This is a genomic window from Agilicoccus flavus, from assembly GCF_014857905.1.
Taxonomy (GTDB): Bacteria; Actinomycetota; Actinomycetes; order Actinomycetales; family Dermatophilaceae; genus Agilicoccus; species Agilicoccus flavus.
Window position 1 is genome coordinate 372522 of record NZ_JACYXE010000002.1, and the last position, 22314, is coordinate 394835.

General features: G+C 72.6%; 21 protein-coding genes. 14 read left to right on the forward strand and 7 right to left on the reverse strand.

Features of this window, described 5'->3' with window-relative positions:
* Positions 1-85: 85 nt before the first annotated feature.
* The 4 genes from ICW24_RS05135 to ICW24_RS05150 all read left to right on the forward strand — a co-directional run bounded on the left by ICW24_RS05135 (position 86) and on the right by ICW24_RS05150 (position 4264).
* On the forward strand, positions 86-1312 hold the full coding sequence (locus ICW24_RS05135) for an ABC transporter substrate-binding protein (RefSeq protein ID WP_226344639.1): 1227 nt from the start codon (positions 86-88) through the stop codon (positions 1310-1312).
* Positions 1312-2514: an ABC transporter ATP-binding protein gene (locus ICW24_RS05140; protein WP_226344640.1), complete on the forward strand. Its 1203-nt coding sequence runs from the start codon at positions 1312-1314 to the stop codon at positions 2512-2514. Before ICW24_RS05135 ends, ICW24_RS05140 begins: the two co-directional genes overlap by 1 nt.
* The gene (locus ICW24_RS05145) at positions 2511-3362 is read left to right on the forward strand and encodes an ABC transporter permease (protein ID WP_226344641.1); all 852 of its coding nucleotides are present in this window, start codon (positions 2511-2513) and stop codon (positions 3360-3362) included. Before ICW24_RS05140 ends, ICW24_RS05145 begins: the two co-directional genes overlap by 4 nt.
* 107 nt (positions 3363-3469) lie before the next feature.
* Positions 3470-4264, forward strand: a complete 795-nt coding sequence (locus tag ICW24_RS05150) for an ABC transporter permease (RefSeq protein WP_226344771.1) — start codon at positions 3470-3472, stop codon at positions 4262-4264.
* Positions 4265-4297: 33 nt separating this feature from the next.
* Here the strand turns inward: ICW24_RS05150 and ICW24_RS05155 are convergent, their stop codons facing one another.
* Positions 4298-4465: a hypothetical protein gene (locus ICW24_RS05155; RefSeq protein ID WP_226344642.1), complete on the reverse strand. Its 168-nt coding sequence runs from the start codon at positions 4463-4465 to the stop codon at positions 4298-4300.
* 163 nt (positions 4466-4628) lie between these two features.
* Between ICW24_RS05155 and dxr the strand changes: the two genes are divergently transcribed.
* A complete protein-coding gene (gene dxr / locus ICW24_RS05160; RefSeq protein ID WP_226344643.1) occupies positions 4629-5885 on the forward strand; it encodes a 1-deoxy-D-xylulose-5-phosphate reductoisomerase in 1257 nt (418 codons plus the stop codon).
* Positions 5882-7252 carry a M50 family metallopeptidase gene (locus ICW24_RS05165; RefSeq protein ID WP_226344644.1) on the forward strand — a complete coding sequence of 457 codons (1371 nt, stop codon included), beginning with the start codon at positions 5882-5884 and terminating at the stop codon, positions 7250-7252. The genes dxr and ICW24_RS05165 overlap by 4 nt, the downstream gene beginning before the upstream one ends.
* A 45-nt stretch (positions 7253-7297) precedes the next feature.
* On the opposite strand, the gene ICW24_RS05170 is transcribed toward ICW24_RS05165, so the two are convergent.
* The 3 genes from ICW24_RS05170 to ICW24_RS05180 all read right to left on the reverse strand — a co-directional run bounded on the left by ICW24_RS05170 (position 7298) and on the right by ICW24_RS05180 (position 9184).
* Positions 7298-8035 (reverse strand): AAA family ATPase, encoded by a 738-nt coding sequence (locus ICW24_RS05170; RefSeq protein ID WP_226344645.1) that lies wholly within the window; start codon positions 8033-8035, stop codon positions 7298-7300.
* An 11-nt stretch (positions 8036-8046) separates the two neighbouring features.
* Positions 8047-8319, reverse strand: coding sequence for a DUF2277 domain-containing protein (locus ICW24_RS05175; protein ID WP_226344646.1), 273 nt, complete (start codon positions 8317-8319; stop codon positions 8047-8049).
* Between the two features lie 244 nt (positions 8320-8563).
* Positions 8564-9184, reverse strand: a complete 621-nt coding sequence (locus tag ICW24_RS05180; RefSeq protein WP_226344647.1) for a histidine phosphatase family protein — start codon at positions 9182-9184, stop codon at positions 8564-8566.
* A 772-nt stretch (positions 9185-9956) separates the two neighbouring features.
* Here ICW24_RS05180 and yaaA point away from each other — a divergent pair.
* Entirely contained in the window at positions 9957-10763 is an 807-nt protein-coding gene (gene yaaA, locus ICW24_RS05185) for a peroxide stress protein YaaA (protein ID WP_226344648.1), read from the forward strand.
* A gap of 578 nt (positions 10764-11341) precedes the next feature.
* On the opposite strand, the gene ICW24_RS05190 is transcribed toward yaaA, so the two are convergent.
* Positions 11342-12073 (reverse strand): SDR family oxidoreductase, encoded by a 732-nt coding sequence (locus ICW24_RS05190; protein ID WP_226344649.1) that lies wholly within the window; start codon positions 12071-12073, stop codon positions 11342-11344.
* Positions 12074-12184: 111 nt separating this feature from the next.
* Between ICW24_RS05190 and ICW24_RS05195 the strand changes: the two genes are divergently transcribed.
* The 4 genes from ICW24_RS05195 (at position 12185) to ICW24_RS05210 (ending at position 15254) form a co-directional block, all read left to right on the forward strand.
* The gene (locus ICW24_RS05195; protein ID WP_226344650.1) at positions 12185-12895 is read left to right on the forward strand and encodes a TetR/AcrR family transcriptional regulator; all 711 of its coding nucleotides are present in this window, start codon (positions 12185-12187) and stop codon (positions 12893-12895) included.
* A 247-nt stretch (positions 12896-13142) separates the two neighbouring features.
* Positions 13143-13736 (forward strand): TetR/AcrR family transcriptional regulator, encoded by a 594-nt coding sequence (locus ICW24_RS05200; RefSeq protein WP_226344651.1) that lies wholly within the window; start codon positions 13143-13145, stop codon positions 13734-13736.
* A 111-nt stretch (positions 13737-13847) separates the two neighbouring features.
* Positions 13848-14933, forward strand: a complete 1086-nt coding sequence (locus tag ICW24_RS05205; RefSeq protein ID WP_226344652.1) for a medium chain dehydrogenase/reductase family protein — start codon at positions 13848-13850, stop codon at positions 14931-14933.
* A 162-nt stretch (positions 14934-15095) separates the two neighbouring features.
* Positions 15096-15254 (forward strand): P-loop NTPase family protein, encoded by a 159-nt coding sequence (locus tag ICW24_RS05210; protein ID WP_226344653.1) that lies wholly within the window; start codon positions 15096-15098, stop codon positions 15252-15254.
* 231 nt (positions 15255-15485) lie between these two features.
* On the opposite strand, the gene ICW24_RS05215 is transcribed toward ICW24_RS05210, so the two are convergent.
* Positions 15486-15704, reverse strand: a complete 219-nt coding sequence (locus ICW24_RS05215; RefSeq protein ID WP_226344654.1) for a hypothetical protein — start codon at positions 15702-15704, stop codon at positions 15486-15488.
* A gap of 466 nt (positions 15705-16170) precedes the next feature.
* Here ICW24_RS05215 and ispG point away from each other — a divergent pair, with 466 nt between their 5' ends.
* The 3 genes from ispG (at position 16171) to ICW24_RS05230 (ending at position 20242) form a co-directional block, all read left to right on the forward strand.
* Complete coding sequence (gene ispG / locus ICW24_RS05220) at positions 16171-17334, forward strand: flavodoxin-dependent (E)-4-hydroxy-3-methylbut-2-enyl-diphosphate synthase (protein WP_226344655.1); 1164 nt, start codon at positions 16171-16173, stop codon at positions 17332-17334.
* Between the two features lie 112 nt (positions 17335-17446).
* On the forward strand, positions 17447-18298 hold the full coding sequence (locus ICW24_RS05225) for a GNAT family N-acetyltransferase (protein ID WP_226344656.1): 852 nt from the start codon (positions 17447-17449) through the stop codon (positions 18296-18298).
* A gap of 141 nt (positions 18299-18439) precedes the next feature.
* On the forward strand, positions 18440-20242 hold the full coding sequence (locus ICW24_RS05230; protein WP_226344772.1) for a proline--tRNA ligase: 1803 nt from the start codon (positions 18440-18442) through the stop codon (positions 20240-20242).
* Between the two features lie 71 nt (positions 20243-20313).
* Here ICW24_RS05230 and ICW24_RS05235 read toward each other — a convergent pair whose 3' ends face one another.
* Positions 20314-22239, reverse strand: coding sequence for an alpha-amylase family protein (locus ICW24_RS05235; RefSeq protein ID WP_226344657.1), 1926 nt, complete (start codon positions 22237-22239; stop codon positions 20314-20316).
* Between the last annotated feature and the right edge of the window lie 75 nt (positions 22240-22314).

Genomic DNA, 22314 nt, shown 5'->3' on the forward strand with positions numbered 1-22314 from the left:
GATGCGAGTCCGCCGGTGGGTGCGCGGATCCTCGCGGCCCTCCCGCGGCCCCCCTAGGGCCTTGATCCCTCCCGGAGGCCCGCGCGTGGACGTCCCGCTCGACCCGGCCGTGCGCGCCCTGCGCCGGGCGGCGGCCCGCAGCCTCGCGACCCGCCGAGAGGCGCTGGGTGCGGGGATGGGTCTCGCGGCCCTGGCGGCCGTCGCGGCCTGCGCCCCACCGCCGCCCCCGGCCGGCGGTGGGCTCGACATCCGGGCCCTGCCCGCCGACGTCTCGGCCCGTGATCGCACGCTGCGCTTCTCGAACTGGACCGCCTACCTCGACCTGTCCGAGGACGCGAAGACGTACCCGACCCTGGCGGCGTTCGAGAAGCGGACCGGCATCGACGTCGCCTACGCCGAGGACATCGACGACAACGACACGTACTTCACGAAGATCGCGCCCCAGCTCCGCTCCCGCCAGGACGTGGGCGCCGACCTGTTCGTGTTCACCGACTGGATGATCAACCGGCTCATCCGCGAGCGCCTCGTCGCCCCACTGGAGCTCCTGCGGATGCCGAACGCGACCCACCTGCTCGACACGATGAAGGACGCCCCGTTCGACCCGGGCCGGCACTTCTCCCTCGCCTGGCAGGGCGGCTTCGGCGGCATCGGCTACAACCGGCGCAAGCTCGGGCGGGACCTGAGGAGCATCGAGGACCTGTGGGCCGACGACCTGCGCGGCAAGGTGGTGGCGGTCTCGGAGTTCCGCGACACGGCCGGGCTCGTCATGCTCGCCCAGGGCGTCGACATCACCGGCTCGTTCGGGAAGACCGAGGTCGAGAACGCGTTCGGCGAGGTGGAGAAGAGGATCGCCGACGGGCACATCCGTCGCATCCGCGGGAACTCCTACCTGCAGGACCTCAAGAGCGGCAACGCCCTGGCCGGCCTCGTCTGGAGCGGTGACCTGTTCTCGCTGCGCGCCGAGACCGGCGACGACTCGTGGCAGTTCGTGCTGCCCGACTCCGGCGGCACCTTGTGGACCGACAACGTCGCCGTGCCCGTGACCTCCCCGCGGCGCCGGAACGCGGAGGCGCTCATGAACTACTACTACGACCCGGCCGTGGCGGCCCAGGTCGCGGCGTACGTGACCTACGTCTGCCCGGTCCGGGGCGCGCAGGAGGCGATGGAGAAGATCGACCCCGCGCTGGCGAAGAGCCCGTTCGTCTTCCCCACCGATGACTTCCTGCGCCGGCACGCCCGGGTCTTCCGGGCGCTCGACGCGGACGAGGACGCCGAATACGGAGCCCGCTGGGCGAAGGTGGTGGGCAACTGATGCGCCGGAACCGACGCAGTGCCACGGGCGGCGGGGGCGACCTGCACCTGCAGGCCCTCACCAAGCGGTTCGGGTCGTTCACCGCCGTGGACGCCCTCGACCTGCGCGTGCCCCAGGGGTCGTTCTTCGCGCTCCTCGGGCCGTCGGGGTGCGGCAAGTCGACGACGCTGCGGATGGTCGCCGGTCTCGAGACGCCGACCGCGGGCCGGATCCGCATCGGCGAGTCGGACGTGACGGCCTCCCGGCCGTTCGACCGACCGGTCAACACCGTGTTCCAGAGCTACGCCCTCTTCCCGCACCTCGACGTGCGCGGCAACGTCGAGTTCGGGCCCCGGCGGCGGAAGGTGGCCGACGCGGCCGCGCAGGCGCAGGCCGCGCTCGAGCTCGTCGCGATGGACCACCTCGCCGCCGCGCGCCCGGCGCAGCTCTCCGGCGGGCAGGCGCAGCGCGTCGCGCTCGCCCGGGCGCTGGTCAACCGGCCCGAGGTGCTCCTCCTCGACGAGCCCCTCGCGGCGCTCGACCTCACGCTGCGCCGCCGCATGCAGGGGGAGCTCAAGCGCATCCAGCACGAGGTGGGGATCACGTTCGTCCACGTCACCCACGACCAGGAGGAGGCGATGAGCCTCGCCGACACGGTCGCGGTGATGAACGCGGGCCGCATCGAGCAGATGGGGTCGCCGACCGCGCTGTACGACCTGCCCCGGACCGCCTTCGTCGCCGGCTTCCTCGGGCGGACCAACCTCGCCGACGGGACGATCCTCGGCCGGGACGGCGACTGGGTCGTCGTGCAGGTCGGGGCCCACCGGGTGTGGCTCGACCGGGCCCGCTGCGCCGAGCCCGACGCCCCCGCCCGGTCGGCCGTGCGGGTCGGGATCCGGCCCGAGAAGCTACGCCTGCACCGCGTCGCCCTCGGCGAGGAACCGCCCCGGGGCGGGTTCACCGCCGCGCTGGGTCCGGCCACGGTCGTCGACATCTCGTTCACCGGCGTGAGCACGGAGTACGCGCTCGACCTGCCGGGCATCGGCGGCTGGCGGGTGTTCGAGCAGAACCTCGACATCGAGGACGAGGACCTGCGCCCCGGCGACGAGGTCGTCGTGTCGTGGGACAGCCGGCACGCCTTCGGGCTGAGCGGCCGCGACGAGCCCGCCTCGTCGTCGGCGACGGAGGAGGACCTCGTGGGCGCGCCGGGGGTGATCCGGTGAAGAGGCGCACCTGGCTGCCGTACGTCCTCCTCGCCCCGGGGCTGGCCTGGCTCGCCGTCTTCTACCTCGCGCCCCTCGTCCAGCTCGCGTCGGTCAGCCTGCAGTCGCCGTTCCCGGGCTACCCGGGGTACTACTACCGCAACGTCGACGTCGGCAACTACGTCACCGCGCTCGGCTCGTTCGGGGCCCACTTCGGCCGCTCCGTGCTCTACGCCGCCCTCGCCACGGTGTTCGCCTTCGCGCTCGCCTACCCCCTCGCGTACGCCGTCGCGTTCAAGGCGGGGCGCTGGCGCAACCTCATGCTCGTCGCGATCATGGCGCCGTTCCTCACGTCGTTCATCCTGCGCACGATCGCGTGGCGGCAGATCCTCGCCGACGACGGGTTCGTCGCCCGCACGCTGGGCGTGCTGCACCTGCTGCCCGGGGAGCGGATCACCGAGACGTGGGTCGCCGTCGTCGCCGGGCTGACGTACACGTTCCTGCCCTTCATGGCGCTGCCCATCTACGCCGGCCTCGAGCGCGTCGACCCCCGGCTCATCGAGGCCGGAACAGACCTCTACGCCGGCGCCTTCACGACGTTCCGCACGGTGACGCTGCCGCTGAGCATGCCCGGCGTCCTCGCCGGCACGCTGCTCACCTTCATCCCGGCCGCGGGCGACTACGTCAACGCCGAGCTGCTCGGATCCGACACGGGCACGAAGATGGTCGGCAACGTCATCGAGAGCCAGTTCTTCCGCGTCCTCGGCGGCTACCCGGTCGCGGCCGCGCTCTCGATCGTGCTCATGGGCCTCATCCTCGTGCTCGTCGGCGCGTACGTGCGCCGGTTCGGGACCAAGGAACTCGTGTGAGCGGCCCCACCCACGTGCCCGGCTCCACCGGCCCGTCCGGTCCGGCCCCCGCCCCCGTGCCGCCCGCCCGGGTGCGGCTGGCGCAGTGGCTGGCCGACCGGGCCGTCATGGCGACCGCGATCGCGGTGCTCGCCTACCTCTTCCTCCCGGTGGCGTACACGTTCGCGTTCTCGTTCAACGACTACACGAAGAGCAACATCGTCTGGAACGCCCAGTCGTCGCCGACGCTCGAGCACTGGGCCGATCCCTGCGGGGCGCCCGGCGTGTGCGAGGCGCTCATCACGAGTCTGCAGGTCGGGCTCCTGTCGACGCTCGTCGCGACGGTGCTCGGGACGATGATCGCGTTCGGGCTGGTCCGGCACACGTTCGCCGGCCGGCGCGCGGCCGAGGTCCTCGTCTTCCTGCCGATGGCGACACCCGAGATCGTCCTCGGCGCCTCGCTGCTGACGATCTTCGTGCAGGGGTTCTCGCGGTTCGGGGTCGAGCTCGGGTTCGCCACCGTCGTCGCGGCCCACGTGATGTTCGCGCTGAGCTTCGTCGTCGTCACGGTGCGGGCCCGGGTGGCGAGCCTCGACCCGCGCCTGGAGGAGGCGGCGATGGACCTGTACGCGGGCCCGGTCGAGACGTTCTGGCGGGTGACGCTGCCGCTGACCGCGCCCGGCATCCTCGGGGCCGCCCTGCTCTCGTTCGCCCTCAGCTTCGACGACTTCATCATCACGAACTTCGTCTCGGGCGACACGACGACGTTCCCGGTCTTCGTCTACGTCTCCTACCTGCGCGGGATCCCCGCCCAGGCCAACGTCATCGGGTTCTCGATGTTCGTCGTCGCCGTGGTCCTCGTGCTGCTCGGGCAGGCGCTGGTCTCGGGGCGGGCGCTGCGGACGAGGCGCTCCCGCCGCTGACCCCGGGTCGCGAGCGGCGGGTGGGACCGCCGGTCAGCGCTTGCGGCGCGCTTCGGCCACCTTGGCGGCGCGCTCGGCCTGCAGGCGGGAGAGGGGATCGTTGTGGGAGCCGAGCTGGGCGGGCCCGAAGACCGTCATGACGGCCCGGCGGATGTTCCACCCGATCCGATAGCCCAGGGTCAGCCCGTCGCGGTCGGCCACGTCGTCCTCCTCGTCGTTGTGGGTGTCGCCGCCGTCCGGCCGCCACCCGTCACCTCCACAGTAGGGGGTCGGGCGCCCGCCGATCCGGGCCCTGGGTCCCGGACCCGGGGAGCCGCCCGGCCGCGCCCGGGTGCCGGCCGGGGGCGGGGTGGAGAATGGGGGCGTGACTGCCCCCCGTTCCGTGACCCTCCTCGGCTCGACCGGCTCGATCGGCACCCAGGCCCTCGACGTCATCGGTCGCAACCCGGGCCGGTTCGACGTCGTCGGGCTCGCGGCGGGCGGCTCGGACGTCGACGTCCTCGCGCGTCAGGCCGTCCGGTTCGACGTGCCCGTCGTCGGCGTCGCCCGCGGCGAGGAGGCCGCCCTGTCGGACGCGATCGCCCGCGCCGCCCGCGAGGCCGGCCGGGACGGCTACCGCCCGCGCGTGCACGCCGGCGGTGACGCGAGCACCACCCTGGCGGCGGAGGGCGCGGACGTCGTCCTCAACGGCATCACCGGATCCATCGGGCTGCGGCCCACCCTCGCGGCGCTCGAGGCCGGCAGCGTCCTCGCGCTCGCGAACAAGGAATCGCTCATCGTCGGCGGCGAACTCGTCACCGCGGCGGCGCGGCCGGGCCAGATCGTGCCCGTCGACTCCGAGCACTCGGCGCTCGCCCAGTGCCTGCGCGGCGGACGGGCCGACGAGGTGCGCCGCCTCGTCGTCACCGCCAGCGGCGGGCCGTTCCGCGGCCGTACCCGCGAGCAACTGCGCGACGTGACGCCGGCGGAGGCGCTCGCCCACCCCACGTGGGACATGGGCCGCGTCGTGACGACCAACTCGGCGACCCTCGTCAACAAGGGCCTCGAGGTGATCGAGGCCCACCTGCTCTTCGGGGTGCCGTTCGACGACATCACCGTCGTCGTCCACCCCACCTCCGACGTGCATTCGATGGTCGAGTTCACCGACGGGTCCACCCTGTTCCAGGCGAGCCCGCCGACGATGCTCATCCCCATCGCGCTCGGCCTCGGCTGGCCCGACCGGGTCCCGGGCGCGGCGCCGGCCTACGACTGGACCCGCCCGCACACGTTCGAGTTCCTCCCCCTCGACGAGGAGGCGTTCCGCGCGGTACCCCTCGCCTACCGGGTGGGCCGCGCAGGCGGCGGCTACCCGGCGGTCTACAACGCCGCCAACGAGGAGTGCGTCGAGGCCTTCCACGCCGGGGGGATCGGGTTCCTGGACATCGTCGACACCCTCGAACGGGTCGTCGACGACTGGGCGCGCGAGGGGGCCGGGAACGGAACGGCGGTCCGGAGCGTCGAGGACGTGTTGGCCGCCGAGGACTGGGCGCGCGCCCGCGCGCACGAGGTCCTCACCGACGGGGCCGCCGGCGGGGCATCCGAGGCCGACCGGCCTGCGACGAAGGGGGAGGTGAGCGCGTGACCTATCTGCTCGGTGTGCTCTTCATGATCGTCGGGATCGGCGTGTCGATCGCGCTGCACGAGATCGGCCACCTCGTTCCCGCCAAGCGCTTCGGCGTCAAGTGCACCCAGTACATGGTCGGGTTCGGCCCGACGATCTTCTCGCGCCGGCGCGGCGAGACCGAGTACGGCGTCAAGGCCGTCCCCCTCGGCGGGTACATCCGCATGATCGGCATGTTCCCGCCCAAGCCCGGCTCCGACGGCACCCTCGTCCCGTCGTCCTCCACCGGCCGCTGGGCCGCCCTCATGGACGACGCCCGCGCGCAGTCCATGGAGGAGGTGACACCGGCCGACGAGCACCGCGTCTTCTACAGGCTGAGCACGCCCAAGAAGATCGCCGTCATGCTCGGCGGGCCCCTGATGAACCTGCTCATTGCGAGCGTCCTGCTCACCGGGCTCGTCACCCTCTACGGGCAGCGCGAGGCGCAGGGCGCCGCCGTCGCCGGGGTCGTCGAGTGCGTGCGGCCGGCCGGGGCCGCGAGCGGCGCGCCGACGTCGGCGTGCACGGCCGCCGACTCCCCGTCGCCGGCCGCGGCGGCCGGGGTCCGGCCCGGCGACGTGTACGTCTCCATCGGCGGGCAGCCCGTGCACGACATGGGCGACATCGCGAGCCTCGTGCGCCCGCACGTCGGGCAGCCGCTCCCGCTCGTCGTCGACCGCGGCGGGCAGCAGGTCACCCTCGCGGTGACCCCGATCGCGAACCAGGTCGCGAAGGTCGACGCCGAGGGCGTGCCCGTGCTCGGCGCCGACGGCCGCCCCGAGACGGTGACCGCCGGCTTCATCGGCACGTCCAACCGCCCGGCCCGGATCGTCAACGTGCCCCAGCCCCTCTCGGCCGTCCCCGGCGTCATCGGCGACGGCGTCGCCCGCACCGCGGGCCTCGTCCTGCACATCCCCGAGAAGATGGTCGGGGTCTGGCAGGCGGCGTTCGGCAGCGCCGAGCGCGACGTCGAGGGGCCGGTCAGCGTCGTCGGCGTCGGGCGCATGGCGGGCGAGGTGAGCTCCGGGCAGGCGATGCCGCTGCTCGGCCTCGACTCGAGCACGTCGACCGCCGACCGGTTCGCGCTGCTCGTCGGGCTCCTCGCCAGCCTCAACATCGCGCTGTTCGTCTTCAACCTCATCCCGCTCATGCCGCTGGACGGCGGGCACGTGGCCGGCGCCCTGTGGGAGGCGCTCAAGCGGGCCGTCGCCAGGGCCACCGGACGCCCCGACCCCGGGTACGTGGACGTCGCGAAGGGCCTGCCCATCGCCTACGCGATGTCGATCGTCCTCATCGGGATGTCGGCGCTGCTCATCTACGCCGACATCGTCCGGCCCGTCGGGAGCTGAGACGGCGCCGTCGTGCCGGCGCGTCGTCGTACCGGCCGGCGGGTCTCAGTCGAGCAGGTGGCGCAGGTAGCGCCGCGGGTCGTCGAGGTAGGACCGGTAGTGGCCGACCATCTCGAGGTCGGCCCACTCCCGGCGCGCGTACCCGCTCTCGTCCAGCTCGTAGACGGCCGCGTCGGGCAGCGCCGCGAGGACGGGGGAGTGGGTGGCGAGCAGGATCTGCGCGGCGCCGCTGCCGGCGAGGTCGGCGAGCTGCCCGAGCAGCGCGAGCTGCCCCGAGAACGACAGCGCCGACTCGGGCTCGTCGAAGACGTAGAAGCCGGGGCCGTCGAACCACGTCGTCCCGAGGACGAGCTCGCGGAAGGCCTCGCCGTGGCTCATCCGGTGGAAGTCGGGGCCGTTGTTCTCGACGGAGTACGTGAAGAACCCGTGCATCGTCTCGGCGCGGACGAAGTAGCCCCACCGGCTCGCCCCGGCGCCCCGGACGATGCGCAGCGCCGCGTCCAGGCCGGACTCGCTGTCGTGCGTACGGTGCCGCGCGTGGACCGAACCGCCCTCGGGGTTGAGGCCGTAGGCGGTGGCGATCGCCTCGACGAGGGTCGACTTGCCGGTCCCGTTCTCGCCGACGAGCACGGTGGCGCCCCGCAGGTCGAGGCCGTCGCGCAGCAAGTGCGCGACCGCCGGCACGGTCGCCGGCCAGGCGTCCGGGGCGGGCGGCTGCGCCGAGGGGGAGGCCTCCACGCGGCGCACCGGCCACCGCGACAGGACGGCGTCGTCATGGGTCACCGGCGCGCGGGTCAGGCGGTGCGGCCGAAGCGGGCCGCGGATCGCGCCTTCGCCTTGGCGGCCTCCTCGTCACGGTCCTTCGGCGGGGCGCTCGTCACGAGCTCGCCGAGGAGGCGGTGCACGATCGCCCCGATCTCGTCGACGGCCCGCGCGTAGGCGGCCTCGTTGGCCTTGCTCGGGGCGCCCCCGCCGACCTTGCGGACGAACTGGAGGGCGGCCGCCTCGATCTCGGTGTCGGTGGCGGGCGGGTCGAAGTTGTGGAGCTGGCGGATGTTGCGGCACATGGCCTCAGGGTAGGCCCGTCGTCGCGGCGTCGCCCAGGGCGGCGACGCTCCCTCAGGGGAGTCCCCCGTGCCCCACCGTCGCGGAGGCCGGGCGCCCGGCCGGTGCGGGCGCGGCAGTGCGCCGTTCCGCCCCCGGCGCGTGCGTGTCCATACCCACCACAGTGACCCGCGGGGCCGCAGGTTGTCGTGACCTCCGGACTTTCCTCGGGGAGGTCTCGAGCAGGGGCGGCCCGGTCCTGGCGGGTCAGGCGGGGGCGATGGCGTTCCAGCGCAGGATGGCCGGGTTCTCGTGCTCGTGGCCGAGGACGCTGACCGAGCCGGAGGCGAGGGTAAGGTGCGCGCCGAAGCGGGGGGCCTCCTCCAGCCAGACCGCCGCGAGGACCCGGAGCAGGTGGGCGTGGGCGACGAGGACGACGTCGCCGCGGTGCAGGTCGGGCAGGGCCCGGTCGATCGCGTTGCGGGCGCGGGCCGCGACCTCCTCGACGGTCTCCCCGTTCGGGACGCCGTCGGACCACACGGTCCAGGGGTGGCCGCCGAGGCGCTCCCGGATCTCGGCGGTGGTGATGCCGTCGTAGTCGCCGTAGTCCCACTCGATGAGGTCGTCGTCGACGCGGACGTCCGCGAGGCCGGCCAGCTCGGCCGTGTGGCTCGCGCGGCGCAGGGGAGAGGTGACGGCGGCCACGACGTCGAACTCGGTGAGCAGCGTCGCCGCCCGCCGGGCCTCGTCCTCGCCGCGTTCGGTGAGGGGGATGTCGGAGCGCCCGGTGTGCTTGCGCGTGCGGGACCACTCGGTCTCGCCGTGGCGCAGCAGGATGAGGCGGCCGTCGGGCGTGCTCGGGGGCGTCGTGCTCGGCGTGGTGGTCACGGCCCCAGCGTAGGCAGGCGTGCACCCGGCGGGCCGCGGGTGCGAGATGGCGGGACGTGGCGGCGCACCGCCGGGTGACGGTGGTGCCCGGGCGGTGCGAGGCCGTCGGTCGGGTGCGCCGGCGGTCGACCGTGCGTCCGCCCGACCGGTGTTCCGGCGGTCGGCCGGTGTCGTGCCCGCGTCGAGGAGTCCTCGTCCGCGGTCCTGCTCCCCGCCCCCACCGGGTGGTGCCCCCGGCGCCCCCGTCGCCGGTCCGTGCGTGGCGCCGTGCGCCGAGTGTCACCGTCGCCCGGGATCGTCGGCCACCGACCTCCCCCGAGGCCGGGTCGTGGGTGCTGCGTGCCGCCGTCCCCCGTCGGCGTCGTCCCCCGTGTGCTGTGCTGCGTGCGTCCCGCCGCGACCGTCCCCACGATCGCGGTCCTGGACCCCGGCCCCCACCGGGTCGTACTCGGCGACCCCATCGCCGTGGTGCTCCCGGCCCCCACCGGGTCCTGCGCCGCGACCCCCATCGCCGCGTCGTGCGTCCCGGCCCCCGCCGGTGGTGCTCGGCGACCCCCATCGCCGCTTCGTGCGTCCCGGCCCCCACCGGGTGGCGTTCCGCGATCCCCATCGCGTCCTGCCGACACCAACTGTATCGACCGTCCAGGTCCTTGTTCAAGACGAATGACCTGGTCAGGCGTCCTGAACGGGTCTTCTTGCATACAACGCGCCCAATCCTGTTGCGCCCCAACACCTCGGTGTGCGGGCCGGATCGGGGCGGTAGCGTGCAGGGGTGATCGTCCTGCTCTCCCCGGCGAAGTCCCTGGACCTCGACTCGCCCCTGCCGACCCGCAAGAACAGCCGGCCGAGGATGCTTTCCGAGACCGAACGGCTCGTGGACGTGATGCGCGGCAAGAGCCCGGGGGAGCTGCGCGAGCTCATGGGCATCTCCGACGACCTGGCCCGCCTCAACGTGGAGCGCTACGCCGACTTCGCGACGCCCTTCACGACCCGCAACGCGCGGCCGGCGATCTACATGTTCGCGGGCGACGTCTACCAGGGGATCGCCGCGCGGGAGCGGTTCGACGCCCGCGACCTCACCGAGGCGCAGAAGACGATCCGCATCCTCTCCGGTCTGTACGGGCTGCTGCGCCCGCTCGACCTCATGCAGCCCTACCGCCTCGAGATGGGCACCGCGCTCGTGACCGACCGCGGCGACTCGCTCTACCGCTGGTGGGGGGACCGCATCACGAACGCCGTGCGCGCCGACCTCGCCGAGTCGCCGGGCCCGCAGGTGGTCGTCGACCTCGCCTCGCAGGAGTACAGCCGCTCGGTCGACCTCGCCGCGCTCGCGGCCGACGGCATCCGCGTCGTCACACCGCGGTTCGAGGACCAGGGCCCGCAGGGGGACTACAAGGTCGTCTCGTTCAGCGCCAAGCGGGCGCGGGGTCTCATGGCCGGGTGGCTCGTCACGCATCGCGTTCGCTCGGTGCGTCGTCTCACCGAGTTCGACGAGGCGGGGTACGCCTACGACGCGGCAGGCTCGTCGCGGGACGCGCCGGTGTTCCGACGCGCCCGCGACCGGCACGGGGCTCATTGAGTCGACGGTGACGCCGCAGGCGCCGGGCTCGCGAAGTCCTGGACGGTCGGCCCGGCAGCGCCGCCCCCCCCGGGCGCTGTGAGCTCGAGGTGAGACCACCAGAGGTCCACATCGTGTAGATCTGTCGGGGGCGAGGGTCGAGACGACAGGCGATGAGCATGGCCTCATCAGACCGGCCGGCTGCCGGCCCGCGTCGGCGTCGCTCGCTCACGCCGGAGCAGAAGGCTGACGTTGTGCGGTGGGATGAGGCGCAGTCATGGCGTCGAAGCACCTGCGTGTCGCGGTGGGCTGCGCGCACCTGGGGCGCGGACGGTGGCCGCCGGCTGGTGGTCCGCAACGGCCACCATGACGAACGGCGGGTCACTACGGAGGCCGGCGCGATCAGAGTGCGCGTGCTGCGGGTCGACGACAGCGCATTGATGGGTCAGCGGGGAACGGCGGCGGTCGGTGGCGGTACCCTGCCGCCGTGGGCGCGCGCGTCGCCGCGGATGGTCGAGGGGTTGCCCACCTCTGTCGCCCCACCTCAGGTGTGAGGGGCCCGACGTCGTCGATCGCGCATCAACGCCGGTGGATGCGCCTCAGACGGCCCCGCCGTTGGCGTAGAGGTTCTGGCCGTTGATCCAGCGGCCGGGTCCCGCCAGGAACGACACGACCTCGGCGATGTCTGTGGGCCGGCCGAGCCGTTCCAGGGGGTTCGCCTTGGCCATGGCGTCGATGGTCACGGGGTCTTTGCCGTCGAGGAAGAGCGGTGTAGCGGTCGGGCCGGGGGCGACGGTGTTGACGGTGATGTCGCGGCCGCGCAGCTCCTTGGCCAGCACCATGGTGATCGCCTCCACCGCACCCTTGCTGGCGGCGTAGCCGGCGTAGCTCGGCAGGGCCAGCTTGACCACGCTGGAGGAGAAGTTGACCAGGGCCCCGCCAGGGCGCAGCCGTTGGGCGGCAAGCTGGCTGACCACCAGGGTGCCGCGGACGTTGGTGCGCAGCATCCGGTCCAGCTCCGCGAGGTCGGCCTGGGCCAGCGGGGCCAGCACCATGATGCCCGCGCAGTTGATCACCACGTCGACACCCCCGAACTCGCGCTCGGCGACGGCGAACACCTCTCCGACCGACTGTTCGTCGGCGACGTCGGCCTGCACCATGGCAGCGCGGCCGCCGCGGCCGGTGATGTCGTCGACCACCTGTTGGGCCGTGCCGGCGTCGCGGCCGTAGGTGATCACCACGGCCTGGCCGTCGGCGGCGAGCCGTTCGGCGATCTCCCGGCCGATGCCGCCCGATCCTCCGGTGACGATGGTGACGCGTGCGTCGGTCATGGTCGTTCCCCTCTCGTTGATGTGTACGATGAGTCTACAAAATCACGATGTAGACGTCGCGTCAACATCGCGCGGTGTAGTCAACATCGCGCGGTGTGTGAGAGGAGAGGCATGAGCCCCGAGCGGGACAGCCCAGCCGTCGTCCCGGAGAGATTGAAGGCCGCGCCCCGTCCTGGGCAAGGTCGGCGACCCACCGCGCAGGTGCGCTCGGCGATCCTGGAGGCCGCGGGTCGGTTGCTGCTCGCAGAGGGAATGGCCGGCTTCACCATCGAGCGGGTGGCCGCCCTGGCCGGGGCCAGCAAGATGACCATCTACAAGATGTGGCCGTCCAAGGGAGCGCTGGCTCTGGCCGGATACTTCACCACGGTCGAGCCCGCTCTCGCCTTCCCCGACACCGATGACATCGAAGCCGACCTCATCGTTCAGCTCACCGCCTTCGTGCGGCTGCTCGACACCACCAGAGCAGGGCCGGTGATCGCCGGCCTGATCGGGCAGGCGCAAACCGACTCCGAACTGGCGGCGGCTTACCAACAGCAGTACTCCCGGCCCCGTCGCGCCGTAGCGGTCGAGGCAATCGGGCGCGCCCAGACCCGAGGTCAGATCGACCCGACGGTGGACCCTGAGGTCCTCGTCGACCAGTTGTGGGGTGCCTGCTACCACCGTCTGCTGCTACCCGATCAACCTCTGACCGAGCAGTTCGCCGTGGCCCTGGTCCACAACCTGCTGCACGGTGTGCGGCGGCGTGACGTGGAAGGATCAGAGGCTCGCGAGTCGGCCGCTTGTGCGCGAACCGGGATCGACGTGCCAGCTCGCCCGGGGTGACGTCGACCCAGCATCATCGGGCGTTCGACGTGGTCACGAGGGGCCGTCGACGATATGACAGCGGCGACACGACGACTGCGCGCTCGACGGCGGTGCTGGACGCGCTGTTGGGCGTAGCCGAGCGTCGCCACGATGATCATGGTGCGATCGCCGGGGTCGCGTAGTGCGCGACCCCGGAGCGGGGCAGAAGCCCGAGAGCCCAACGAGCCACTTGACAATGCGGAATAGTGAGTGTTCGATCAGTCACATGGTTGCCGACGTTCCCGCTCCTCGCACGACAGCAGACGCGCGCCGGGCGACGGTTCTGTCCTGTGCGATCGTCGTGTTCGCGCGGGCCGGCTACTACGCCACCCCGGTCGCCGACGTGGCAGCCGCCGCCAAGATCTCTCCCGCGTACGTGTTCCGCCTCTTCCCGAGCAAGCTGGCCCTGTTCGTCGCCGCGCTGAACGCGTGCTTCGCCCGCGTGGTGGCGGCCCTGGAGGCGGGCGCGGACGACGCCGCATGCGACGACCCGGAGAAGCGGCTGGCGGAGATGGGCGATGCCTACGCGCGGCTGATCGGTGATCGCACCCTGCTGATGTTGCAGGTTCACGCACTGTCGGCCAGTGACGTCCCTGAGGTTCGCCACGCCCTACGGCGCGGGCTCGAGCAGGTGGTCACCGTTGCCCGCACGCGCACGGGAGCGTCCCCGGCCGCCGTGCAGCAGTTCGTCGCCTACGGCCAGCTGTGCCACCTGCTCGTCGCCACGGAGCTGGTGGGCACGACGCCTGCCTGGGCGACGGCCTTGACGGCGGGGATGGCCCACCCTGACCCGCCCGCCACCGAAGAGGACGCCGACTAGGAATATCGCCACGTCCTGTCGGCACGACAGTGGCGCCCCGCCCACGTGCCCCCACCTGCAGGCTTTGGTGCCACAGCTGGTGACTGACCAATCACACACACGGAGGATCCGATGAATGACTCGTCCACAGGCCCTACCCGTCCCGCCGCGATGCTGGCGACGTACATCGAACTGCCGGGGATCGTCGAGCCCGACGGTCTGCGGTCCGCCACCCGCACCCTGCCGGAACCCGGCCGGGGTGAGGTTCTGTTGGCTGTCGAGGCCAGCGGGGTCTCCTTCGCAGAACAGCAGATGCGACGCGGCAAGTACTACGATCAGCCGCCCTTCCCCTTCGTCCCGGGTTACGACGTCGTCGGCTGCGTCATCGCCACCGGACCGGGCGACGATACGACCACGGTGGGCGGCCGCTACGCCGCCATCACCAAGACCGGTGGCTGGGCCAGCCACGTCGTCGTCGACGCCGGTGACCTCGTGCCCGTTCCCGACGGCGTGGACCCGGTCGAGGCCGAGACCCTGGTGGTGAACGGCGTGACTGCCTGGCAGATGCTGCACCGGGTCGCCAAGGTCCGGGCCGGGCAGACGGTGCTGGTGCTGGGCGCCAACGGAGGCGTCGGCTCCACCCTGGTCCAGCTGGCCCGGCTCGCCGGAGCGCGGGTCATCGGGACCGCCTCCGCCCGCCACGCCGAAGCGGTCCGCGCCCTCGGCGCCCTCCCGGTCGACTACCGCGACCCCGACGTGTCTGCCCGCATCCGCGAGCTCGCCCCGCACGGCGTCGACGCGGTCTTCGACCACGTGGGCGGGCCGGGTATCGTCGACTCCTACCGGTTGCTGGCCCGCCGCGGCACGCTCGTGGTCTACGGCACTGCCGCAACCCGGGACACCCCCGGCTCTTCCCGGCTGCCGGTGCTGACGATGGTCGCTCGTCTGCTGTGGTGGAACGCGTTGCCGGGGCACCGGGCGCACTTCTTCAACGTGTGGGCCGGCCGACGTCACCGCACCGCATTCCAGGCCCGTGTCCGTGCGGACCTCGGGCAGGTCCTTTCCCTGCTCAACGAGGGTCGGCTCATCGCACAGGTCGCCGCCCGCATTCCGCTCCACGACGTCGCCCGGGCTGTACGACTCGCCGAGTCCGGCACCGTCATCGGCAAGGTCGTCCTCGTCCCGGCGCCCACCGACGCGCAACCCGCGGGCCGCTAGACCCTCCGACAGCCGGTCACGTCCCGAAAGGGAGACGCCACGCCCGTCCCCGTGCTCGCCGCGCGCCCGGTCGCCAAGAGTTGTGGTCACGGCCGCCACCCGATTCGACGCCCTGCGCAAGGTGGTCAAGATCTTTCCCGGTGAGAGCACCACGATCGCCGGTTGGAGCGGCTCCGGCACGTCGACCTCATGCGTCTCGTCGCCCCGCTCGACGTCCCCAGCGACGGCACTGTCGAACTCGACGGCGCCGACGAGGCGTCGATGACCCGATCCGCCCTGAACCGGGCCCGCAACTCGACCTGCGGCGTGGTCTTCCAGTGATTCCTCCTCAGCCCGAGCATGACCGTGCTCGACGACGTCACGTTGCCGTTGCGCACGGGCGGCGTCCGCGGGGCCGAAGGTCTGGCGGCAAGGGATGGCGACGCTCCACCAGCTCGGTCTTCGCCGATGACGCGAAGAACGAGGCCACCGACCTCTCCGGCGGGGAGAAGCAGCGGGTCGTCATCGCCCGCGACCTGGTCACCCATCCGAGCTCCCATCTCCGCCGACGAATCAACCGGCGACCTCGACTCCGCCACCGGCCAAACGGTCGAGGACATCCTGTTCGCGCTCAACGGCACGAGAGGCATCGCCTTCATCGTGGTTACCCATGACGAGGACCTCGCCGCCCGCTGCGACCGCCGGTTGCAGATCCGTGACGGTGCCGTCAGGGGCCACGGCACCCGGATCGGACCGGCGGAGGTCCGCCGACATGAACGGGATCGAGCTCATCCGGGCCGCGCGGGACTGAACGATCACCCCACGCCAGAAGGCGTGATGGGCGTTGGGCCGGGCGGGAGGATGGTGAGGTAGTCGACGATCCGGTCTCTTCGCCGGCCGGCGCCCGGGCGGTGGAGTAACCGACGGGTCGGACCAGGACCAGCTCACCCCACGCGGCGCCCTTGCTGCCAATGGGCGTCCCCTCATAGTCCGAAGAACACCAGCAGTCTGCTCCAACCCGAACGAGCGACGCCGACGCAGGCTGCCCACCAGCCGAGCCGAACAGGTCACGGCATGGCCTGTCATCTCGGCTCTGACCCCGACCAGACCTACACGACACGAACACCTGGGGGTCTCACCCAGGGCTCACAGGGAGCCCCGGCCGGGCGGCGGGCAGCTTCTGCGGGAGAGGCTGCCCGGTGAATCTGCGCGTCTGCCCGCTCAGTCAAGGTCCAGCGGGCCGGGAGATACTGGACGAATGAGCGTCAACCTCGGTATGCCCTCCACCCCGCCTCCCGCCGTGACGTCGATCACGCCGCGCCGGAAGTCGCGGAAGATCAAGGTCGGGTCGGTCGAGGTCGGTGGGGACGCACCCGTCTCGGTGCAGTCCATGACGACGACGCCGACGACCGACATCAACGCGACGCTCCAGCAGATCGCCGAGCTCACGGCCTCCGGCTGCGACATCGTGCGCGTGGCCTGCCCGAGCCAGGACGACGCCGACGCGCTGCCGGCCATCGCGCGCAAGAGCCAGATCCCCGTCATCGCCGACATCCACTTCCAGCCCAAGTACGTGTACGCGGCCATCGACGCCGGCTGCGCGGCCGTGCGCGTCAACCCGGGCAACATCCGCAAGTTCGACGACCAGGTCAAGCAGATCGCCCGCGCGGCCAAGGACGCGGGCGTGAGCATCCGGATCGGCGTCAACGCGGGCAGCCTCGACAAGCGGCTCTACGACAAGTACGGCAAGCCCACGGCCGAGGCCCTCGTCGAGTCGGCCGTCTGGGAGGCGGGGCTCTTCGAGGAGCACGACTTCCACGACTTCAAGATCTCCGTCAAGCACAACGACCCCGTCGTCATGATGGCCGCCTACGAGATGCTCGCCGAGCGGGGTGACTGGCCGCTGCACCTCGGCGTCACCGAGGCCGGCCCGGCGTTCCAGGGCACGATCAAGTCCTCCGTCGCCTTCGGGGCGCTGCTGAGCAAGGGCATCGGCGACACGATCCGCGTCTCCCTATCGGCCCCGCCGGTCGAGGAGGTCAAGGTCGGCAACCAAATCCTCCAGAGCCTCGGCCTCAAGCCGCGTAAGCTCGAGATCGTCTCGTGCCCGAGCTGCGGGCGCGCCCAGGTCGACGTCTACACCCTCGCCGAGCAGGTCACCGCCGGTCTCGAGGGCATGAGCGTGCCGCTGCGCGTCGCCGTCATGGGCTGCGTCGTCAACGGCCCGGGCGAGGCCCGCGAGGCCGACCTCGGCGTCGCCTCCGGTAACGGCAAGGGCCAGATCTTCGTCAAGGGCGAGGTCATCAAGACCGTGCCGGAGGCCGAGATCGTCGAGACCCTGATCGAGGAGGCCATGCGCATCGCCGACGAGATGGGTGAGCCCGTCGACGGCGAAGGCGCCCCCACCGTCAGCGTGGGCTGAGCGCGCTCGGCCCTGCGCTGCGGCAGGATGCTCGCGAACGGTCTGTCGCGCTCATTGCGGCTCGCGCGCTCGCCTTCGTTCGCCGCTGGGTAGACAGGGCAGAATGCACCCCATGCTGCGGACGTCACGTGAGGTCAGGCCGTTGCGTGCGGCCGACCGCGCGGACGCCCTCGCCCTGTGCGCCCGCGACCCCGCATCGTCGGTCTACGTGGCCGCGCGCATCGGCGAGACCGACCTCGACCGCCAGCGGGGCTCCCTCGTCGGGTACTTCCGCGACGGCGGTGCGCTCGAGTCGGTGTGCTGGGTGTCGGCGAACCTCGTCCCCGTCGAGTGCACCCCGGACGCGGCGGTCGCGTTCGCTCACCGGGTCCGCCGGCAGGGTAGCCAGTTCTCGTCGATCTTCGGGCCCGTCGACGCGGTCGAACGACTGTGGTCCATCCTGCGCTCGGCCTGGCGCGACCCCCTCGACATCCGCGCGGCGCAGCCCCTCCTCGCGCTCGGGCCCGACGACCCCCTGCTCGCCGAGCCCGACCCGCGGGTGCGGCTCGCCCGCGTCGACGAGATCGACGTCCTCGGCCCGGCCGCGGCGGCGATGTTCACCGAGGAGATCGGGTACGCGCCGTTCTCCGACGCCCGCGGCCGCGACGCCTACTGGCGGGCGATCCGGACGATCGCCGGCCGCGGACACGCCTTCGTCCTCGTCCAGGACGGCCGGGTCGTCTTCAAGGCCGAGATCGGCTCCGCCGGGGTCGGCGCCTGCCAGGTCCAGGGGGTGTGGGTGGCGCCGGACCGGCGCGGGCAGGGGATCGCCGTCCCCGGCATGGCCGCCGTCACGGCGTACGCCCGCGAGCACGTCGCGCCCCTCGTGACCCTCTACGTCAACGACTACAACGCCGCCGCGCTGGCGACGTACACCCGCGTCGGTTTTCACCGGGTCGGCACGTTCGCCACCGTCCTCCTGTGACGGCCGCGCCCCGCCGCGCCCCCGCCCAGCCAGGGCGCGGGGTGCTGCCACGAGCGCGCCACCGACCCGGGCCCCGCCGGACCGGGCGATAACCTGGCCTCGCCACGCCACATCGAAGGAGACCCCGTGTCGCTCACCCGCATGTCCGCCCTGTTCCTGCGCACGCTGCGAGAGGACCCGGCCGACGCGGAGCTGCCCGGCCACAAGCTCCTCGTCCGCGCGGCCTACGTCCGCCGCGCGGCGCCCGGCATCTACTCGTGGCTCCCGCTGGGTCTGCGCGTGCTCGGCAAGGTCGAGCAGATCGTCCGCGAGGAGATGGCCGCCATCGGGGCGCAGGAGGCGCGCTTCCCCGCCCTGCTCCCGCGCGAGCCCTACGAGGCGACGAACCGCTGGACGGAGTACGGCGACAACCTGTTCCGCCTCAAGGACCGGCGCGAGGCCGACCTGCTCCTCGGCCCGACGCACGAGGAGATGTTCACCCTCACCGTCAAGGACCTGTACTCCTCGTACAAGGACCTGCCCCTGTCGCTGTACCAGATCCAGACGAAGTACCGCGACGAGGCGCGCCCCCGCGCCGGGCTGCTGCGAGGGCGCGAGTTCATCATGAAGGACTCCTACTCCTTCGACGTCGACGACGCGGGTCTGCAGGCCTCCTACGACCGGCACCGCGAGGCGTACGTCCGCATCTTCGACCGCCTCGGCTTCGACTACGTCATCGTGCAGGCGACGTCCGGCGCGATGGGCGGCAGCGCGAGCGAGGAGTTCCTCGCGACGAACCAGCACGGCGAGGACACCTACGTCGTCTGCGACGCGAGCGGGTACGCGGCCAACGTGGAGGCCGTCGAGGTGCCGCAGGCGCCGGACGTGCCCGCCGACGTCGTCGCGGGCACCCCGCCCGCCACGAACGTCGACACCCCCGACACGCCCACGATCGACACCCTCGTCGCCGTCCTCAACGAGCAGCACCCCCGCCACGACGGCCGGCCGTGGACCGCGGCCGACACGCTGAAGAACGTCGTCGTCATGCTCCGGCAACCCGGCGGCGAGCGCGAACCCCTCGTGGTCGGGCTCCCGGGCGACCGGCAGGTCGACATGAAGCGGCTCGAGGCCCAGGTCGCGCCCGCCGAGATCGAGGACTTCACCGAGGCCGACTTCACGAGCCACGTCATGCTCGTCAAGGGCTACATCGGCCCGACGTCCCTCGGACCCAACCCCGGCCTCGACGAGGGCGACGCGCGGCGCATCCGCTACCTGCTCGACCCCAGCGTCGCGCGGGGATCGGCGTGGGCGACGGGCGCGAACACCCCCGGCGTGCACGTCACCTACCTCACCTACGGCCGGGACTTCGAGGCCGACGGGATCGTCCAGGCCGCCGAGGTGCGCGACGGCGACCCCAGCCCCGACGGCGCGGGCGTGCTGCGCTCGGCCCGCGGCATCGAGATGGGGCACATCTTCCAGCTCGGCCGCAAGTACGCCGAGGCGCTCGGGCTCAAGGTGCTCGACGAGAACGGCAAGCTCGTCACGGTGACGATGGGCTCGTACGGCATCGGCGTCTCCCGCGCGGTCGCCGCCATCGCGGAGGACAACTACGACGATGCGGGGCTCGTGTGGCCGCGTCAGGTCGCGCCGTTCGACGTGCACCTCGTCGCCACCGGCAAGGACGAGGCCGTCTTCGCGGCGGCCGCGCAGCTCGCCGCCGAGCTGTCCGAGGCCGGCCTCGACGTCCTCTACGACGACCGCCGCAAGGTGAGCCCGGGCGTGAAGTTCAAGGACGCCGAGATCGTCGGGGTGCCCACCATCGTCGTCGTCGGCAAGGGCATCGCCGCCGACCCCCGCGTGGTCGAGATCAAGGACCGTCGCAGCGGGGAGCGCCGCGAGGTGGAGCTCGACGGCGCGGTCGAGGACATCCTCGCCGAGGTGGGCCTCGGCTCCGTGCCCCGCTGAGCCTGCTTTCGAGCCGGCCCCGCTCCGAGCCCGCGCCCCCGACGGTCCGACCGTCGGGGGCGCGGGCGCGTTCAGCGTTCGGGGGCCACGAGCCAGGCGGCGCCGTAGGGCGGCAGCCAGACGTGCCCGTCGTCGCCGCGGCGTACGGGGGCGCCGGTGAGCGCGTCCGTCGCGTCGGCCAGGCCGTGGTCCTCGAGCCGCCAGGACGGCCAGCTGCGCCATTCGGGAGTGACGTTGTAGAGGCCGACGAAGTCCCCGAGCGGGTGGGCGCGATGGGTGACGAGCACCCCCGGGTCGTCGGGGTCGAGCACGCGGGTGGGCACGCTCGCGTGCAGGTGCGGCAGGGCGGCGCGGACACGGGCGAGGGCGGCGAGGTCGGTGAACGCCCGCCCCGGCACGCTGTCCCGGTCGTGGCGCCGCGCGACGCGGCCCTCCTCGAGCCGGGGGCGGTGCGCCCAGCGGTTGTCGGCCTCGTGGCCCGGCTCGCTCGCCCAGTCGGGGTCGTTGGGCGCGGCCAGCTCGTCACCGCTCCAGATCACCGGCACGCCGCCCCACCCGAGCACCATGGCGTGGGCGAGGCGCAGGCCCGCCAGCGCGAGCTCCGCCTCGCCCTCCACGGGCGCGTCGGCGTCGGCGGGGACGCCGAGCAGGGAGGCGGCCGTGCCGCTGATGCGGCGGTCGCCGGTCGCGGGGTTCTCCTGGAAGACGAGCCCGTCGGCCCACGACCCGGGGAACTGCCCCGAATACCAGTCGGACAGGAAGGCGCGGTGCCCGAAACCGGACGCCCCGACGGCGGCGGCGTCCTCGTCGGAGACGGCCCAGCCGATGTCGTCGTGGCAGCGGGCGTACGTGATCCACGTGGCGGTCGACGGCGCGGGCGGCAGCGCTTGGAGGGCGTGGGTCGCGAGGCGCACGTCCTTGCATGCGAGCATCGACCAGATCTGCACCATGAGGCTGTTGTGGTAGGCGAGGTCGCTCACCTTGCCGGTGTACTTCGTCGTGCCCAGGTAGGCGATGAGCTCGCTCGGCGCGACGATGGCCTCCGCCTTGAACGCGAGGGCGGGGCAGGCGATCCGCGCCATGGCCCGCAGGACCTGGGTGATCGCGTGCACCTGGGGCCGGCCCTGGCAGTTCGTCCCGAGCTCCTTCCACATGAAGGCGATCGCGTCGAGGCGCAGCACCTCGACGCCGGCGTTCGCGAGCGCGAAGACGATGTCGACGAACTCGGCGAGGACGTCGGGGTTGCCCCAGTCGAGGTCCCACTGGAACGCGTTGAACGTCGTCCACACCCAGGCCGACATCTCGTCGTCCCACGTGAAGTTGCCGGGTGCGAAGTCGGGGAAGACCTCCGGGAGCGTCGCCTCGTAGGCGTCGGGCATGGTGCGGTCCGGGTGGACGTGGAAGTAGGCGCGGTAGCGGTCCTCGCCGGCCCGGGCCCGGCGGGCCCACTCGTGCTCGGCGGCCACGTGGTTGAGGACGAGGTCGAGCACGAGGCTGACGCCGTGCTCCCGCAGCCGCGCCGTGAGGTCGCGCAGGTCGTCCATGTCGCCGAGGTCGGGGCGGACGCTGCGGTAGTCGGCGACCGCGTACCCGCCGTCGCTGTCGCCCTCCCGGGGCGTGAGCAGCGGCATGAGGTGCAGGTAGGTGACGCCGAGGTCACCGAGGTAGCCGAGCCGGTCCTGGATCCCGCGCAGGTCACCGGCGAAGCGCTCGGTGTAGGCGGCGTAGCCGAGCATCCGCGGCGACTGCAGCCAGTCGGGCCGCAGGGAGCGACGCAGGTCGAGGCGGCGCAGCTCGGGGTCGCGCTCGGCGAAGGCGCGCCGGGCGGCAGCGAGCAGCCGCGGCGCCACCTGCGCCACCTGGGCGGGAGCGTAGATCTCGCCCAGCCCGGCGAGCACGTCGGGCCACCACCGCTCGACGCGCAGCTCGAACAGCTCGCTGCTCGCTGCGTCCAGGGGCGGGGCGTCGGCGGGGGACGAGGCGTCGATCGCGGGCATGCGAACCATCTTGGTATACCCCGACGGCCACGTCGGACACGGCCGTCACATCCTGTCGGCCCGCGCCGGATCCCG

Bases quoted from the DNA above. Each gene is read 5' to 3' on its own strand.
- ICW24_RS05140 (WP_226344640.1), top strand. From the start codon at position 1,312: ATGCGCCGGAACCGACGCAGTGCCACGGGCGGCGGGGGCGACCTGCAC.
- ICW24_RS05150 (WP_226344771.1), top strand. From the start codon at position 3,470: ATGGCGACCGCGATCGCGGTGCTCGCCTACCTCTTCCTCCCGGTGGCG.
- ICW24_RS05175 (WP_226344646.1), bottom strand. From the start codon at position 8,319: ATGTGCCGCAACATCCGCCAGCTCCACAACTTCGACCCGCCCGCCACC.
- ICW24_RS05190 (WP_226344649.1), bottom strand. From the start codon at position 12,073: ATGACCGACGCACGCGTCACCATCGTCACCGGAGGATCGGGCGGCATC.
- ICW24_RS05195 (WP_226344650.1), top strand. From the start codon at position 12,185: ATGAGCCCCGAGCGGGACAGCCCAGCCGTCGTCCCGGAGAGATTGAAG.
- ICW24_RS05200 (WP_226344651.1), top strand. From the start codon at position 13,143: ATGGTTGCCGACGTTCCCGCTCCTCGCACGACAGCAGACGCGCGCCGG.
- ICW24_RS05205 (WP_226344652.1), top strand. From the start codon at position 13,848: ATGAATGACTCGTCCACAGGCCCTACCCGTCCCGCCGCGATGCTGGCG.
- ICW24_RS05215 (WP_226344654.1), bottom strand. From the start codon at position 15,704: ATGAGCTCGATCCCGTTCATGTCGGCGGACCTCCGCCGGTCCGATCCG.
- ispG (WP_226344655.1), top strand. From the start codon at position 16,171: ATGAGCGTCAACCTCGGTATGCCCTCCACCCCGCCTCCCGCCGTGACG.
- ICW24_RS05225 (WP_226344656.1), top strand. From the start codon at position 17,447: ATGCTGCGGACGTCACGTGAGGTCAGGCCGTTGCGTGCGGCCGACCGC.
- ICW24_RS05230 (WP_226344772.1), top strand. From the start codon at position 18,440: ATGTCCGCCCTGTTCCTGCGCACGCTGCGAGAGGACCCGGCCGACGCG.
- ICW24_RS05235 (WP_226344657.1), bottom strand. From the start codon at position 22,239: ATGCCCGCGATCGACGCCTCGTCCCCCGCCGACGCCCCGCCCCTGGAC.